Raw genomic sequence first — 15229 nt, forward strand, 5'->3', positions numbered from 1 at the left:
GGAAGGGGCCTCCTTGCCGATCCTCATTTCCAACCCTACAGATCCTCTTCGAAAGGTATGGAATATTAATTCCACCAACCAGTCAATATGGAATATTCATTCTTTTTTGAGGCGTACGATTGTGACGCCTCCTGATCGCACCGTCCGCCGTTTAACCGGCGAACGGCGAAGGCCGCAGCGCATCAGCCAAGTTTCTGTACGACCGTGTAGGGATCATATTTGGCGAACTCTGTTTCGGGCACCGGGATGTCGAGCAGTTGGAGATTTCGCGCCAGATTGGCCGGTTTGGCGGTGCCCGTCAGCACAGAAGCTACCACAGGCTCATGCAGTGGAAACTGGAACGCCGCCGCGGCAAGCGGGTAGCCGCCCTCGGCGGCGATTTTTTCCATGGCGCCGACGCGGTCGAGAATGTTCTGGGTGGCCGGCAGGTAGTCGAAATGCGCACCCGGCACCGGGCCGGTCGCCAAGATGCCGGAATTGAAGACGCCACCGATGATCAGCGAGGTCTGCCGCTGTCGGCAAAACGGCAGCAATTCGGCTTCGGCGGTGCGGTCGAGCAGCGAATAGCGGCTGGCAAGCAGGATGCAGTCGAGCGGCGCCTGGCGCAGCACATCGAGACAGATCTGCACCTCGTTGACGCCAAAGCCGTAGGCGGAAATGACCTTGGACGACTTCAGTTGTTCCAGCGCCTTCAGCCCGCCGTCCATCAACTGGCGGAAATGCAGCTTCGTTTTCTCGACGCCATGCGTGTAGACGCCGATGTCGTGGACGAACAGGATGTCGATTCGATTGAGGCCAAGCCGCGCATAGCTGAACTCGACCGAGCGCATGATGCCGTCGTAGGAATAGTCGTAGTCGAGCGCAAAGGGCAGCGGATCGACATAGGAGTGGTCCGGAACCTGGTCTTCCGGCACCGGCCGGAACAAGCGCCCAACCTTGGTCGACAGCACGTAGGAGTCCCGCGGCTTGTCGCGCAGGAAATCGCCGAAGCGGCGTTCCGAGAGGCCGAAACCGTAGAAGGGCGCCGTATCGAAATAGCGCAAGCCGGTGTCCCAGGCGACCTGCAGCGTCTGCATCGCCGCCTCGCGCGGGCAAGCTCGGTAGAGGCCGCCGACCGCCGCGCCGCCGAAGCTGACCTCGGTTATTTCCAGCGCGGTGCTGCCGACACAGCGTTTCTTCATGCAAAGCCTCCCACCGGCCATTTGCCTGGCCGTCTATGTCGTAAGTCAGTTAGTGGCTGGTCTAGAGGGTCGCGCCGAGGTGCCAGGGCACGAACTCGTTGTCGCCGTAGCCGAACTCCTCGCTCTTGGTCTTGCGGCCGGAAGCCGTCTCGACGATCAGTTCGAAGATCTCGCGGCCCATGCCGGCAATGGTCTTTTCGCCCGAGGCGATGACGCCGCAATTCACGTCCATGTCCTCTTCCATCTGATGATACATGGTCGAATTGGTGGCGACCTTGATCGACGGGGTCGGCCGGCAGCCGAAGCAGGAGCCGCGGCCGGTGGTGAAGACGATGACGTTGGCGCCGCCCGCAACCTGGCCGGTGGCCGAAACCGGGTCGTAGCCGGGCGTGTCCATGAACACCAGCCCGTGCCCGGTGACCTTCTCGGCATAGCCGAAGACGCCGTTGAGCGGCGTCTGGCCGCCCTTGGCGACCGCGCCAAGCGACTTCTCCAAAATGGTGGTCAGGCCGCCGCGCTTGTTGCCGGGCGAGGGATTGTTGTCGATGGAGGCTCCATGCTTGGCGACATGGTCTTCCCACCACTTCACATAGCCGTCCAGCTTGGCTGCGATCTCCGGGGTCGCCGCGCGATAGGCGAGCAGATGCTCGGCGCCGTAGATTTCCGTGGTCTCGGAGAGGATGCCGATGCCGCCGACGCCCGCCAGGATGTCGACCGCGGCGCCCAGCGCCGGATTGGCGGTTATGCCGGACATGCCGTCCGAGCCGCCGCATTGCAGGCCGACGACGATCTCGCTGACCGGGATCGGCTCACGCTCAAGCTTGCCGATCTCCTCGGCGATCTCGGCCAACACCAGCATCGCCTTCTCGACCGATTTGCGCGAGCCGCCGGCTTCCTGGATGTTGAAATGGCGTTTTCCGGCGGCGACGCCCTTCTGGCCATAGAGGGTGAGCTGATTGACCTCGCAGCCGAGCCCAACCATCAGCACGCCGCCGAAATTCGGATGGCGGGCATAGCCGGCAAGCGTGCGGTGTAGCACCATCATGCCGTCGCCGGTGGCGCTCATGCCGCAGCCCTGGCCGTGAACGATAGGGACAAAGCCGTCGATCCCCGGATATCTGGGCAGGAGCGTGCGGTTCGCCTCATCGGCGATGGCGTGGCAAACGGTGGCCGAGCAATTGACGCTGGCGAGAATGCCGATGAAGTTGCGCGTGCCGGCACGGCCGTCGGCGCGACGATAGCCCATGAAGGTGCGGGTGCGATCGGCCTCGGTCGCGTGCACGGCTTCGCTCGGCGGCACCACCGGCAAACGCCCGGACTCGAAGACCAGATTGTGCGAATGAACATGCTCGCCAGGCGCGATGGCTTCAGTGGCGCGGCCGATCGCCTGAGCGTATTTGACCACGGCCTCGCCAGCGGCGATCGGCTTGATCGCAACCTTGTGCCCGGGTTCGATCAACGCTGTGGCAACGGCGCCGCCCGGCAGCACCGCGCCGATCTCAATGCGGCCATTGGCGACCGCGACATTGTCAGCGGGAGACAGAAGAATGCTGTTTGCGGCGTTCACGGGCAGTTTCCTGGGTGTTCCTGGGATGTGCGAGCGGATTGACACGCGCCTGTTAAAAGATAATGTCTTTTATCGTGAAAAAACAGTTTTGCGTCAATTGTTTTTTCGCGAAAGCGTCGTGCGTTCTTAATGGATGTGCAGAGGGCCGGACACTGGAACCTGGGCTGACTTCCGAAAAGCGCTTCCGCTTCTTGGGGGCCTGCGCTAGCAACGTTGTCCATATTGCGCTTCAAGCCGGCCGCCGCAAGCGCTGGCGCAATGAGGCAGGGGATGTCAAAGAGCAACAACGTCTACAAGGACGCCTACAATCGCGGTCTGCGGCTGCTCGATGAAACGAAAAGTCTGCCGTCGGAGCCCGAACTGGGCACGCTGCTCGGCGTCAGCCGCACGACGATCCGCACCATCCTTGCGCGCATGGAAGAGACGGGGCTGATCGCCTGGAACAAGCGTAGCAAGACCGTTTTGCGCGTGCCGCGACCGGACGATTTTTTCCCCGAGGAAGAGACCGACACGCTGTCGCAGATCATCGAGCGCTCTTTCATGCGGCGGCTGCTTGCCGGCGGCGCCGAGCCCGGCATGCAGATCAACGAGCTCGAGCTGGCGCGCGAGATCGGCGTCGGCACCACCAGCGTGCGCGAGTTCCTGATCCGCTTTTCCCGCTTCGGGCTGATCGAGAAACGCCGCAACAGCCATTGGGTGCTGAAAGGTTTTACCCGCGCTTTCGCGCTGGAATTGACCGAAATCCGCGAGATGTTCGAATTGCGCTCGGCCGCCGCCTTCGCCGCCCTGCCCGAAGACAGCCCGGTCTGGGCCGACCTCGACCTCCTGGAAGGCGAGCATCGCCTGCTGGCGCGCGAGATCGCCACGCGCTTCAATGAATTCTCGGAACTCGACGAGCGCTTTCACCGGCTGATCCACCGCGCATCGCATAACCGCTTCATCGTCGATTTCTACGACGTCATCGCCATGATTTTCCACTACCACTACCAATGGAACAAGGCGCAGGAGCGCGAGCGCAACGAGGTGGCCGTCACGGAGCATCTGGCCTATATCGCGGCGCTCAAATCGCGCGATCTCGGCAAGGTCGACGCCGCCTGCCGCAAGCATCTGAAGTCGGCGCGCAATACGCTGCTGACATCGATACCGGAAGGCCAGCAGCCGCACCGGGCTTAAAGCGCCGCGTTGCCGCAGCAATGATTTGGCGATTTTCCACCTGCTAAGCCCGTGCTAGATATCTGGCCGTTGCTGGGTGAAGAGGCAGGTCTTTGAATATCCGGCGGAGACGATGGAGCATGCCGGCCGCGTTCGCCGCGGCCTATTTGCTCGTGCTCCAGTCGGTGCTTGGCGCATTCGCCTTCGGCTTAAGCCCGAATGCCTCGCAACTCGACGCTTTCGGCAATGTCATCTGCACTCAGGAGGGCGCCGCCCAGCTTCCGGGCGGCGATCCGCACCAGCAGCACATGCCGGCCTGCTGCATGCTTGGCTGCGGTGTGGCCTCGGCTGCTTACGTGCCGCCGCCCGCTGCCGGGATGGTGCCCGGCAATTTTCCCGTCGAAACCGTCGCGTTTGTGCTGCCGGCGTTCCGGCACCTCGATTTCAGCCGCGACCGCTCGCCGTCGAATCCGCGCGCGCCGCCGGCGTCGGCCTGATCCGTTCCAGATCGCCTTGCGAAAGCCTTCGCAAGCGCATTCATTCAACATCGAAACTGTTCGCGACCGGCCGACGGCGCGATTTCTCAGTTCTTGGAGCTATCATGTCTCATTCTTTCCGCGCGCGGTTCGGCCGCAACAGCCTCTTCCTGCACAGCTTCGAGGAGCGGCTCGGTATCACCGTGTTCGTCCTCGCCCTCCTGTTCGTCAGCGCCCAGGCCGTTTTCGCGCATGAGTTCAGGGTTGGGGACCTCGAGATCGGGCATCCCTGGTCGCGCGCCACACCGCCCGGCGCCAAAGTGGCTGGCGGCTATTTCACCGTCACCAACACCGGCAGTTCGCCGGACCGGCTGCTGTCGATTTCCTCGGAAATTTCGGCCAAGGCCGAACTGCATGAAATGGGCGTGAGCGATGGCGTCATGACCATGCGGCCAGTCACCGGTGGCCTTGAGATTCCGGCCGGCGGCAAGGTCGCGCTGGCACCCGGCGGCTATCATCTGATGTTCGTCGGGCTGAAGCGGCAACCGAAGCAAGGCGAAGCGTTTCCAGCCACGCTGACCTTCGAGAAGGCCGGCGCCGTCACCGTCGACTTCGCCGTGGAAGGCATCGGCGAAACGGGCGGTATGGACAATCACGCTAACTGATCCGGCACGCCAACTGACGCGGTCAGATCCGGATAATTCGAAATTTGAGGGACCATCATGAACAGATATCTTTTGTCGGCCGGCGCGTTTTTTGTCTTGGGGACAAGCGCGGCCTTTGCCCACATCACACTCGAAACGCAGGAGGCGGCGGTCGGTTCGACCTACAAGGCCGTCCTGCGCGTGCCGCATGGCTGCGACGGCAAGGCGACGACCGCCGTGCGCGTGCAGATCCCGGAAGGGGTGATTTCGGTGAAGCCGATGCCGAAGCCGGGCTGGACGCTGCAGGTCAAGAAAGGCAGATACGAGAAATCCTATCAGCTCCATGGTCAAGAGGTGAGCAACGGCGTCAAGGAAGTCGACTGGAGCGGCGGCAGCCTGCCGGACGAATTCTACGACGAATTCGTCTTCCGCGGGACTCTGGCGGTAGACCTGCCGGCCGGCCAAATGCTCTACTTCCCGGTGGTGCAGGAATGCGACGGCGTTGCCGAGCGCTGGATCGAGATTCCGGCGGGCGGCCAGGATGAGGATGCGCTGGAATATCCGGCGCCCGGCCTCAAGCTTTCGCCGAAGAAATGATTTTTTGGCGGCGCGCTTTGTTCGAAAGAGCGCGCCGCCGCCTTTGTGACATTGACATGAGCCTGGCATCTTTTCGGTGGACGACCTGCAGGTTCGGCAAGCGCGCCGGTTGGCTTGCCATTGGCCTGCTGGCCGCGATCGTGCTGCTCGCCGTCATTACCGCGCCAAATCAGGCTTTTGCCCACGCAGCGCTGGTCACAGCCGACCCGGCCGACGGCACGGCGCTGGCACAGAGCCCAGCGCAGTTCTCGCTGACTTTCAGCGAGCCGGTCTCGCCGCTGGTGCTGACCTTGGTGCGGGCTGACGGGACGCCGGTTCCGCTGACATCCTTTCGGCTCAATGGCCAGACGGTCGAGATCGACAATCCGCAGACGCTTGGATCCGGCACACATGTGCTGAGCTGGCGGGTGATTTCCGCCGATGGCCATCCGGTCGGCGGCTCGGTGCTGTTTTCCATCGGCGCGCCGAGTGCTGAGCCGGCCGTCCCCGAAGCTGTCGACCGGGGTCTGAGGTCGGCGATCTGGATCGGCAAGGTCTTTCTCTATGTCGGCCTCTTTCTCGGCGTCGGCGGTGCCTTTGCCATCGCCTGGCTGGCGAAGGGCGGGCGTTCCGGCCAGCGCTTCGTCATCGCCGCAATCCTGTGCGGCCTTGTCGCGGCACCCTTGTCGCTCGGCTTGCAGGGACTGGACGCGCTCGGTGCGCCGCTCGTCCGGCTGGCGCAGCCCGGCGTCTGGCAGGCCGGGCTCGGCACAAGCTTGGGCTGGACCGTGCTGGTCGCGCTGGTGGCGCTCGGCCTTGGCCTGCTGTCGCTGGTCGGGCCGCGCGGCGGGGCAAAACTCTCTGCCCTTGCCGGCTTGGCCGGTGTCGGTGCCGCTCTCGCCGCCAGCGGGCATGCAAGTGCCGCCGAACCGCAATGGCTGACAAGGCCGATGGTGTTTCTGCACGGTGCCGGCATTGCCTTCTGGGCCGGGGCGCTGGCGCCGCTCGGTCTCGCCATCAGGTGGAAGCCGGTCGAGGCCGCGCCTTTCCTGCGCCGGTTTTCCCAAGCCATCCTGCCTGTCGTGGCCATGCTCGCAGCGACCGGCATCGTGCTCGCCATCATCCAGGTGCAGGCGCCCGCAGCTTTGCTCGAGACCGCCTATGGCCGGTTGCTGCTGGTCAAGCTGGCGCTGCTGTTCTTTCTGTTCACGCTCGCTGCGACCAACCGCTGGAAACTCACCGCTCCGGCCGAAGCGGGAGAGACGGAAGTGCAAAGGAGGCTGGTCCGCTCGATCGGCGTTGAAATGCTGATCATTCTGGCGATCTTCGGCGTTGCCGCCGGCTGGCGCTTCACGCCGCCGCCACGCGCCCTGGCGATCGCAGCAGCGCAGCCGGCATCGATCCATATCCACACGCCGAAGGCGATGGCCGACCTCAGCATCACGCCCGGCCATGTTGGGCCGGTTGCGGCGTCTATCGTCATCATGACCGGCGATTTCGGTCCGCTCAACGCTAAGCAAGTGACGTTGGTGTTGTCAAAACCCGATGCCGGCATCGAGCCGATCAAACGCGCGGCGACAAAGCGCGGCGATGGCACCTGGCGTGTCGACGATCTCGTCGTGCCGGTCCCGGGCCGATGGACGGCGCGGCTCGATATTCTCGTCTCGGATTTCGAGATCGTGAAGATAGAGGCCCCGATCGATATCAGGCGATGAGGACCAGCCGGCAGTCTGCGCAACACATTTCGGCGAGGCGGTTGACGCAGGCTTGAAGGCCCGTCATTCATTTTCGACAAGAATGGCATCCCAAGAAGAACGGGCATCGCTACAAATCGCGGCCTCAACAAAAGATCCGAAAGCAGGGAAGAAACGATGGAAAAAGCCGAAATCGGCCTGATCGGCCTTGGCACGATGGGCTCCAACCTGGCGCTCAACATCGCCGAGAAGGGGCACCGCATAGCCGTCTTCAACCGCACCGCCGCGCGCACCGACGCCTTTGTCGAGAATGCCGGCGCGCTGAAGAACATGGTCGTGCCCTGCTACAGCCTGGAGGAGCTCGCCGCCGCCATCCGGCCGCCGCGTCCGATCATCATCATGGTGCTGGCCGGCAAGCCGGTCGACGAGCAGATCGCGGCGCTGCGCGGCGTGCTGTCGGCCAACGACATCGTCATCGATGCCGGCAACGCCAATTTCCGCGACACGATGCGGCGCTTTTCCGAGCTTTCCGATTCGGGTCTCACCTTCATCGGCATGGGCGTGTCCGGCGGCGAGGAGGGCGCGCGCCACGGACCGTCGATCATGGTCGGCGGCACGGAAGAGTCTTGGAAACGCGTCGAGAAGGTGCTGACCGCCATTTCGGCCAAGTTCAGGGATGAGCCCTGTGCGGCATGGCTTGGCACCGATGGCGCAGGGCATTTCGTCAAGACCATCCACAACGGCATCGAATATGCCGACATGCAGATGATCGGCGAGATCTACGGCATCTTGCGCGACGGCTTAGGCATGGGGCCGAAGGAGATCGCACAAGTGTTTGCCGGCTGGAACAAGGGCCGGCTCAACTCCTATCTGATCGAGATCACCGCCAAGGTGCTGGCCGCCGACGATCCGAAGACCGGCAAGCCGGTGGTCGACATCATCCTCGACCGCGCCGGCCAGAAGGGCACCGGCAAATGGTCGGTCATCGAGGCGCAGCAGCTCGGCATTCCCGCCACCGCGATCGAGGCGGCGGTGGCAGCGCGCGTCTTGTCGTCGATAAAGGACGAGCGCCTGGCCGCCGAAAAGGCCTATGGCAATGGCGGTGTGACCAAGATTTCCGGAGACAAGGACGCGCTTCTCAACGATCTCGAACTGGCGCTGTTCGCCGGCAAGATCGCCGCCTACGCGCAAGGCTTTGCGGTGATGAGCGGCGCGTCGAAGGAATTCAACTGGAACCTGCCGATGCCGACCATCGCCAAGATCTGGCGGGCCGGCTGCATCATCCGCTCGCAAATGCTGGACACGATGGCGGAAGCTTTCGGTACGGGCGGGGCGGCCACCAATCTGCTGATGGCACCGGCTTTCATTGCGATGATGCAGGAGGCGCATCCATCGCTTCGGCGCATCGTGGCAAGGGCATCGGAGGCTGGCTCGCCAGTGCCGGCGCTGTCGTCCGCGCTGGCCTATTTCGACAGCTACCGCCAGGGCCGCGGCACCTCGAACCTGATCCAGGCGCAACGCGATTTCTTCGGAGCGCACGGCTTCGAGCGCATCGACGAGCCGGGTGCATTCCATGGCCCGTGGGGGAGCGGAGCGGCGGGTTAGCGCCGCGACTTGGACCTAGAGTCCAATTTTGCGGTTGCCAGAAAGCAGACATCTCCAGCGACCAACTGGGTGTCGGGTCGCGCCAGGAACCTGCTATGCCGGTAGAGACGATTGACCGTCTCATCGGTATCGGCGGAGCCGCGAATCTGTGGTAAGCCGCCGCTCAACCAACCAAAGGACGACACCTGTGAGCGAACCGACCGTGGCCCAGGCGACCGAAAGTATCTATGCCTCCCTCCGGGCGGACAATGCCGACATCGACGCACATATCGCGACGCTTAAAGCGGCGCTGACACGAGAAGGGATAAAACAGGCGGTGTTCGATCCGACCAAGTTGGCGCAGAACAACCGCTCGGGGCGCAAGTTGATGCAGGCCTATTTTCGGCAGCGCGGCGTGAGCGTGAGGTTTTCGGACTAGTAGAGCCGCGCGCGGGTGATCTCAAGCGCGCCGTTGGGAGTTCTCGGGCCGGTCCGGCGGTTCGCCATCTGGACGTCGGGACTGCGCTACATTTCGGCCGGTTGGGTCGCCTTGAGGCTGCCGTGAAAGCTGCCGGTGACCTGCCGACATGCAGCGTGGTGCAGGCATGGCCGGCCTTGGGCGCGGTCATCGGAGTTCCGTTCAGCCGCTGTTGAGTGCTTCGTCCAGTGCCGTCGTCTGGGCCTTGACGAAGGCCTGGGAGATGGCGGCTTTCGCTTCGATGGCGTCGAAGTTGTGGTAGGCGCCGGGCACTACGTGCAGGGTGCTGGCGACGCCGGCCTGCTGCAGTCGCCGGGCGTAGGTGACGTCCTCGTCGTGGAACAGGTCGTTGGTGCCGACGCCGATCCATGCGGGCGGCAGGCCGGAGAGGTCGTCATAGCGGGCCGGCGCGGCTAGCGGGGGCACGTTGCCGTCCGCGGTGGCTGGGCCGAGGTAGGAGCGCCAGCCGAACCGGTTGCTGGCCGGGCTCCAGAGGCGGAGCCGCCGCGGGTCGATGTCGATGCGGGTGGTGGTCCGGTCATCCAGCATTGGGTAGGACAGCAGTTGCAGGACCGGACGGATCTCGCCGCGTTCCTTCGCCAGCAGCGCCAACGCGGCGGCCAGACCGCCGCCGGCGCTGGCGCCGCCGATGGCGATGCGTGCGGGGTCGATGTCGGGTTGGCCGGCGAGCCATTGCAGCGCGGTGTAGCAGTCTTCCAGCGGCGCCGGGAACGGGTGCTCGGGCGCGAGCCGGTACTCCACCGAGACGACGACGATGTTGAGCTGATCGGCGATCAGGCGGCAGAAGGCGCTGTCCTGCGCCGCGTCGCCGAGCACCATTCCGCCGCCGTGGATCCACAACAGTGCAGGAGTCCGAGGCCGGGCCGAAGCCGGGCGAAAGACGTGTACCGACACGTTGGCGTCCACGGATACGACCTGCGCGTCCGGCCGCCGGGTGATCCCGGTGAGCTTGGTGAGGACACGGAGCGCGGGAAGCGTTCCGGCGGTGATGATGGTGCGGGGAAGGAACCGCGCGGCTCGCAGTTGTGGGTTGAAGGGTTGCTCGGTCATCGTGGTTCCTGTCTGATGGAGGGCGACGTCGCCGGGTGTGCCGGGGCTTGTCACAGAAATGAGGGTCATGGTCGGAGCTCGGCGTCCACCAGGGCCAGGGCGTTGCGGAGGCCCTGCTCGAGGAGGTCGTCGGAGAGTTGTCGGTCGGTCAGGGCGCGGCAGAGTTGTAGCGTCCCGGCCATCAGGCCGAGGAGGCTGAGCGCCTTCACGCGGGCCGAGGGCGGATCTTCGGGTGCCATGCGGGCAGCGAGGCCGTCGATGACGACCAGCACGCCGTCGGTGTACGCCTGCCTGATTGCGTCCGCGCTGCGCCCGATCTCGTCGAGCAGGGCGGCGTTGGGGCAGCCGTCGCCGGGGTTGTCCCGGTGGTGGGCCGACAGGTACCAGCGCACGATCTGTTCGAGGCCGGCCAGGCCGGGCTCCGCCAGCTCGACGATGTTCGCGTGCAGTGTGTGCAGTTGGTCGGTGACCGCCTCCGCGACGAGGCTGTCCTTGGATTCGAAGTGGGCGTAGAAGGCGCCGTTGGTCAGCTCCGCGTCCTTCATCAGCGTCGCGACTCCGGAGCCGTCGATACCGTCCCGCTTGAGCCGTCGACCGGCCGTCGCAATGATCCGCTGCCTTGTCTCCTGCTTGTGTTCTTTCGTGTAACGCACCATGCGTTCCTCCATCTCAACCGGGTTTCGCGCTCCGGATACCGCTATGTCCTGGTCAGTTGTCAGTGGATCTAAGCAGCGATCAGCTCGGCATCCGGTTGAATCTGCGGATGACGCGGTCGAAGATCCGGGCCGGGGCGACGCGGTGCACCGCGTTGATGATCCGGGCGGTCGTACCGGCGGTGCGCCGTAGTTTTGGGTTCCGGTCGGTGGCCGCCGCGACGATCACCTTGGCGACGACGGCGGGGTCGTCGCCGCTGCTGAGGTTCTTCTCCAGCAGCTCGTCGTAGTTGCGCCGTCCCGCCGCGTAGAGCGGCATGGGGGTGTCGGCCTCCACGCTGTGGCCTGCGAACGGAGTGTTGATCGGGCCGGGCTCGACGAGCAGGACCCGGACGCCGTAATCGCGAACCTCGTGGTCCAGCGATTGGGAGTAGCCTTCGACCGCGTGCTTGGTCGAGACGTAGAGGGCCATGAACGGGCTGGGGACGAATCCGCTGAGGGAGGAGACATTGATGATGCGTCCGCGGCCTTGGACGCGCATGTGCGGCAGGACCGCCTTGGTCGTCCGCATGATGCCGTAGACGTTAATGTCGAAGATGTCCTGCGTCTGGGTAATCGAGAACTCCTCGGCTGCGCCGGTTGTGCCAACGCCGGCGTTGTTGACCAGGACGTCGATGTGGCCGAGCCGATCGATCACCTGCTTGACCGCTGAGGCGACCGATTCGTCGCTGGTCACGTCGAGGTCGAGGTAGGTCACCCCGGCGGGCGCGGTGAGTTGCGCGGTGTTGCGGCCGGTTCCGATCACCTGGAAACCTGCGGCGGCCAAGGCGATCGCTGTGGCCTTGCCGATGCCTGAGGTGGCACCTGTTACGAGCGCAACCTGCGGAGTTGTTGTCATCATGAGCTCCTGAAGTTTTGAATTACGTTCGTACGACAATAGCCGTTTGGTAGTCGCAAAGCAAGGATTAAATTATGCTCGTACTTTCATGGAGGGCGAGACGAGGACCACAGCGGGCCGGACGGGCGAAGGTATGCCGGTCTCGCATGAGCCGGCCTTCGTGGCCGACGTGGATTGCATCTGCGATCCAGCGACCGTGGTCGAGATCCTAGAGGGCTATCTGGCGAGGCTGATCGTCGATGGCCGCAGCCTCTGTTGAAATCATTGATGTTGCAGCTGATTTGCAATCCGGTGCGTGTGCCATCCGAACGGTGGTCCCGTCGGAGTGACCGCTATCCGCGTTTCGACGCCAAAAAGCAGACAGGCGCTTTCGGCCCCAAGGCTGCCAGTCAGCAGCGTGTTTTTTGCAGGCAAGTGGAATCACTGGCGTCGCAGAAATGCGGCTAAGGCAAATAGATGGAGCCGGATGCCCAGTTCAATTTGAACGTATCCCGCTCTAGTCGGGACGGCGATAGGCCAGGACTTCGGTCGGCACGCTCAGGCTCTGCAGTGAGCCAGGTGCCGCGCCGCCGATCCAGCCCAGCACGGAACGGGCCAGCTCGGCGCCGGCCAGCCGGAAGTCCTCGTTGACGACCAGCAATTCCCTGCGGAACAGATGCAGCAGGTCCGACGACTGCTTGGACACCACGTCGACGTCCCGGCCGAGCTTGAGGCCGGCGTCCTCGATGCCGGCGACGATGGCGAGTGTCGCGGCGGCGGCGCTGCTGACGAAGCCATCCGGCCTGACGTCGCGACGCATCAGCTGCGCGGTCCTCATCCTGATCTGCTCGATCGAGTGGTCGATCGAAACGGTGTTGAACGGGATCTCGCTGGCGCCGACCTCGCTCAGCGCATCGGTAAAGCCGTTCAGCGCATGGCGGTGATAGGTCAGCTCGACTGGTGGTGCCAGCAGAGCCAGCCTGCGGCGGCCGATGCCGGCCAGGTGGCGCACAGCCTCGGTCGCGAACGCGTAGTTGTCGAAATCATGATAGGGGTGGATCAACCCCATATCGGTGCGGCCGTGCGTGGCAAAGGGGATGCCACGCTCCAGCAGGTAACGGGCCCTGGGGTCATTCGGCTGGGTTCGCGAAATGATGACGCCGTCGGCGGAGCCGGTTTCCACCAGATAGCGTATCGGGTCCAGGGGATCCTGCGAGCGTGAGTACGGCGTGACGATCAGGTGATAGGGCGTGTCGGCGATGACTTCCGAGACACCGTAGATGATATCAGAGACAAAGCTCATGATCTCGTGCTCGGTGTTGAGCACGAGACTGATGACGTTGGTCTTTCCGGTCCGCAGGCGCACGCCGGCACGGTTGGGGCGGTAGCCGATCTGCTTGGCGACGAGCTGGACGCGCCGCCTGGTCTCGGCGCCGATTTCGGGCGCGTCCTTCAGCGCCCGCGACACGGTGGTGACGCCCAGCCCGGTCATGAAGGCAAGCGTCTTCAGCGTCGGCCGGCCCTGTCCCGACGCCTCGTCGTCCTTTTCCGTTCGATGTCTGTCCATTCACCCCGCCCGTCAGGCGCATAGCAGTTGCCGTGCAGGCCGGCAATCGGCGGATTGCGGCTCGCCAGCGACTCTCCGCCTGGTGAACATCCTATACACTGAAACGTTACAGATTGTCACTTGCCATCGCGCAGCGGTTCGGGGCAGGTTCTCTGCACGCGCGACGTTTCATTCGAGGCAAAGTCGTTGGACGTTGGCAAGGGCGTGCCAGCGGGAACAGAATTTGGCCGAATTTCATGCGTGCAGCGTCATTTTTTGCAGTGCAACCTGTCTTGCTGCGACGCAACGGCAGGCAATTGGCATGCGGATTTGTTCGCGGCTCGAAAAAATGTCGGGCCGCTCCTATTTCGGGGGTTGCACGCCCAACGCAATTGCCGTATCGAAAATCTGTAACGTTTCAGATTCTGGGAGGAGCCGAAATGCGATACCAAGTCATGACCGCTGCGTTGGCGGTGACAACCGCGCTGCAATTCGCCGGCCCGGCGGCAGCGACGGATCTGGAAGTCACCCATTGGTGGACTTCGGGCGGCGAAGCGGCGGCGGTCGCCGAGTTCGCCAAAGCGTTCGACGCGACAGGTAATCATTGGGTCGACGGCGCTATCGCCGGCTCCGGCGGCACGGCACGGCCGATCATGATCAGCCGCATCACCGGCGGCGATCCGATGGGCGCCACCCAGTTCAACCATGGCCGGCAAGCGGAAGAATTGGTGCAGGCCGGTCTGATGCGGGACTTGACCGATCTCGCCACCAGGGACAAGTGGGCGGAAATCGTGCAGCCGAAGAGCCTGCTCGACGGCTGCACCCTCGACGGCAAGATCTATTGCGTGCCGGTCAACATTCACTCCTGGCAGTGGCTGTGGCTGTCGAACGCGGCCTTCGAAAAGGCCGGTGTGCCGGTGCCGAAGAATTGGAATGAATATGTTGCAGCTGCGCCCGCGCTGGAGAAGGCAGGCATCATACCGCTCGCGCTCGGCGGGCAGCCCTGGCAATCCTCGGGCGCCTTCGATGTGCTGCTCACGGCGGTCGGCGGCACGGACACTTTCTTGAAGGTTTATCGCGACAAGGATGCGGAATTCGCCGCCGGGCCCGAGGTCGCCAAGGTGTTCAAGGCCGCGGACGATGCCCGCAAGATGGCAAAGAACACCAATGTGCAGGACTGGAACCAGGCCACCAATCTTGTCATCTCCGCCAAGGCCGGCGGCCAGATCATGGGCGACTGGGCGCAGGGCGAGTTCCAGGTTGCCGGCCAGACCGCCGGCAAGGACTATACGTGTCTTCCCGGCCTTGGCCTGAACGAGGTCATCGCCACCGGCGGCGATGCCTTCTATTTCCCGCTGCTGCAGGACGCTGAAAAATCCAAGGCGCAGGAAGCGCTGGCCGAAACGCTGCTCGATCCCAAGACGCAGGTCGCCTTCAATCTCAAGAAGGGCTCGCTGCCGGTGCGCGGCGATATCGACCTCAAGGCCGCGAACGACTGCATGAAGAAAGGGCTCGACATCCTGGCCAAGGGCAGCGTGATGCCCTGGACGGACCAGCTGCTGTCGCAGGACACCCAAAAGCAGAAAGAGGACCTTTTCTCCGAGTTCTTCGCGAAGCCGGACATGACCGTGGAAGAAGCGCACAAGCGCTTCGCCGACATCGTCGCCTCAGCGGACTGACGATCGACGAACCGCTCGCTCCCGGCCCGCCGCGGGGCCGGGAGCTCAGGG

The 15229-nt window shown here is 63.9% G+C and carries 15 protein-coding genes; 9 read left to right on the plus strand and 6 right to left on the minus strand.

Annotated features, from left to right (window positions below):
* Positions 1-182 precede the first annotated feature (182 nt).
* Complete coding sequence (locus EJ075_RS14795) at positions 183-1181, minus strand: aldo/keto reductase (RefSeq protein ID WP_126104847.1); 999 nt, start codon at positions 1179-1181, stop codon at positions 183-185.
* A gap of 61 nt (positions 1182-1242) precedes the next feature.
* The gene (locus EJ075_RS14800) at positions 1243-2748 is read right to left on the minus strand and encodes an altronate dehydratase family protein (RefSeq protein ID WP_126104848.1); all 1506 of its coding nucleotides are present in this window, start codon (positions 2746-2748) and stop codon (positions 1243-1245) included.
* Positions 2749-3018: 270 nt separating this feature from the next.
* Here EJ075_RS14800 and EJ075_RS14805 point away from each other — a divergent pair, with 270 nt between their 5' ends.
* The 7 genes from EJ075_RS14805 (at position 3019) to EJ075_RS14835 (ending at position 9313) form a co-directional block, all read left to right on the plus strand.
* Entirely contained in the window at positions 3019-3921 is a 903-nt protein-coding gene (locus tag EJ075_RS14805; protein WP_126104849.1) for a GntR family transcriptional regulator, read from the plus strand.
* Between the two features lie 119 nt (positions 3922-4040).
* The gene (locus EJ075_RS14810; RefSeq protein WP_095488301.1) at positions 4041-4397 is read left to right on the plus strand and encodes a DUF2946 family protein; all 357 of its coding nucleotides are present in this window, start codon (positions 4041-4043) and stop codon (positions 4395-4397) included.
* Between the two features lie 104 nt (positions 4398-4501).
* A complete protein-coding gene (locus EJ075_RS14815) occupies positions 4502-5041 on the plus strand; it encodes a copper chaperone PCu(A)C (RefSeq protein ID WP_095488303.1) in 540 nt (179 codons plus the stop codon).
* Positions 5042-5098: 57 nt separating this feature from the next.
* The gene (locus tag EJ075_RS14820; RefSeq protein WP_126104850.1) at positions 5099-5617 is read left to right on the plus strand and encodes a YcnI family protein; all 519 of its coding nucleotides are present in this window, start codon (positions 5099-5101) and stop codon (positions 5615-5617) included.
* 56 nt (positions 5618-5673) lie between these two features.
* Complete coding sequence (locus tag EJ075_RS14825; protein WP_126104851.1) at positions 5674-7311, plus strand: copper resistance CopC/CopD family protein; 1638 nt, start codon at positions 5674-5676, stop codon at positions 7309-7311.
* A gap of 156 nt (positions 7312-7467) precedes the next feature.
* Entirely contained in the window at positions 7468-8895 is a 1428-nt protein-coding gene (gene gndA, locus EJ075_RS14830; RefSeq protein ID WP_126104852.1) for an NADP-dependent phosphogluconate dehydrogenase, read from the plus strand.
* 187 nt (positions 8896-9082) lie between these two features.
* Positions 9083-9313 (plus strand): hypothetical protein, encoded by a 231-nt coding sequence (locus EJ075_RS14835; RefSeq protein WP_095488311.1) that lies wholly within the window; start codon positions 9083-9085, stop codon positions 9311-9313.
* A 201-nt stretch (positions 9314-9514) separates the two neighbouring features.
* Here EJ075_RS14835 and EJ075_RS14840 read toward each other — a convergent pair whose 3' ends face one another.
* From EJ075_RS14840 to EJ075_RS14850, 3 genes are all read right to left on the minus strand, one after another.
* The gene (locus tag EJ075_RS14840; RefSeq protein WP_126104853.1) at positions 9515-10423 is read right to left on the minus strand and encodes an alpha/beta hydrolase; all 909 of its coding nucleotides are present in this window, start codon (positions 10421-10423) and stop codon (positions 9515-9517) included.
* A 65-nt stretch (positions 10424-10488) separates the two neighbouring features.
* Positions 10489-11079 (minus strand): TetR/AcrR family transcriptional regulator, encoded by a 591-nt coding sequence (locus tag EJ075_RS14845; RefSeq protein WP_126104854.1) that lies wholly within the window; start codon positions 11077-11079, stop codon positions 10489-10491.
* Positions 11080-11158: 79 nt separating this feature from the next.
* Entirely contained in the window at positions 11159-11977 is an 819-nt protein-coding gene (locus tag EJ075_RS14850) for an oxidoreductase (RefSeq protein WP_126104855.1), read from the minus strand.
* Between the two features lie 130 nt (positions 11978-12107).
* On the opposite strand from EJ075_RS14850, the gene EJ075_RS33960 reads away from it, so the two are divergent.
* The gene (locus EJ075_RS33960) at positions 12108-12233 is read left to right on the plus strand and encodes a hypothetical protein (RefSeq protein ID WP_280953389.1); all 126 of its coding nucleotides are present in this window, start codon (positions 12108-12110) and stop codon (positions 12231-12233) included.
* Between the two features lie 237 nt (positions 12234-12470).
* On the opposite strand, the gene EJ075_RS14855 is transcribed toward EJ075_RS33960, so the two are convergent.
* Positions 12471-13520 (minus strand): LacI family transcriptional regulator, encoded by a 1050-nt coding sequence (locus EJ075_RS14855; RefSeq protein ID WP_095488321.1) that lies wholly within the window; start codon positions 13518-13520, stop codon positions 12471-12473.
* Positions 13521-13939: 419 nt separating this feature from the next.
* Here EJ075_RS14855 and EJ075_RS14860 point away from each other — a divergent pair, with 419 nt between their 5' ends.
* A complete protein-coding gene (locus EJ075_RS14860) occupies positions 13940-15178 on the plus strand; it encodes an ABC transporter substrate-binding protein (protein WP_126104856.1) in 1239 nt (412 codons plus the stop codon).
* Positions 15179-15229 lie beyond the last annotated feature (51 nt).

Origin of the sequence: Mesorhizobium sp. M6A.T.Cr.TU.016.01.1.1, from assembly GCF_003952585.1 — a bacterium.
GTDB classification, from domain to species: Bacteria; Pseudomonadota; Alphaproteobacteria; order Rhizobiales; family Rhizobiaceae; genus Mesorhizobium; species Mesorhizobium mediterraneum.